Annotated in this window: 1 protein-coding gene; it reads right to left on the reverse strand. The window is 71.3% G+C overall.

The features are described from left to right. The coding region (locus tag MOX02_RS30815; RefSeq protein WP_147029545.1) for a UDP-glucose dehydrogenase family protein at nucleotides 1–842 on the reverse strand (842 nt) is incomplete at both ends.

An 842-nucleotide genomic window follows, 5' to 3' on the forward strand; every position in this document is an offset into this window, starting at 1 on the left:
GGCGCGTCGCGCATGTCGTCCGTGTTCGGCTTGAAGGTCAGCCCCAGAAGCGCGATCGTCCTGCCCCGCACCTGCCCGCCGCAGGCCGCGATGACCTTGCGCGCCATCGCCCGCTTGCGGCTCTCGTTGACCGAGACCACCGTCTCGACGAGGCGCACCGGCGTGCCCGCGTCCTGCGCCGTCTTGACGAGCGCCAGCGTGTCCTTGGGAAAGCACGAGCCGCCGTAGCCCGGACCCGCGTGCAGGAACTTCGCCCCGATCCGGTTGTCGAGCCCGATGCCGCGGGCGACCTCCTGCACGTTGGCGCCGACCCGCTCGCACAGGTCGGCGATCTCGTTGATGAAGGTGATCTTGGTGGCCAGGAACGCGTTGGCCGCGTACTTCGTCAGCTCGGCCGTGCGCCGGCCGGTCACGAGGATCGGGGCGGCGTTCAGGTAGAGCGGGCGGTAGATCTCGCGCATCACCTCGGCGGCGCGCTCGTCCTCGGCGCCGATCACGATGCGGTCGGGCCGCTTGAAGTCGGAGATCGCCGCGCCCTCGCGCAGGAACTCGGGGTTCGAGACGACCGCCACCTCGGCGTCCGGGGCGGTCTCGCGCAGGATGCGCTCGACCTCGTCGCCGGTGCCGACCGGCACGGTCGATTTGGTCACGACGACCGTGTAGCCGGACAGGCTTAGGGCGATCTCGCGGGCGGCCGCGTAGACGAAGCTGAGATCAGCGAAGCCGTCGCCGCGGCGGGACGGCGTGCCGACGGCGATGAAGACGGCGTCGGCCTGGGCGACCGCGTCGCGCATCGCGGTGGTGAAGGTGAGCCGGCCCTGGCGGACGTTGTCGGCCACCAG

The organism is Methylobacterium oxalidis, from assembly GCF_007992195.1.
Classification (GTDB): Bacteria; Pseudomonadota; Alphaproteobacteria; order Rhizobiales; family Beijerinckiaceae; genus Methylobacterium; species Methylobacterium oxalidis.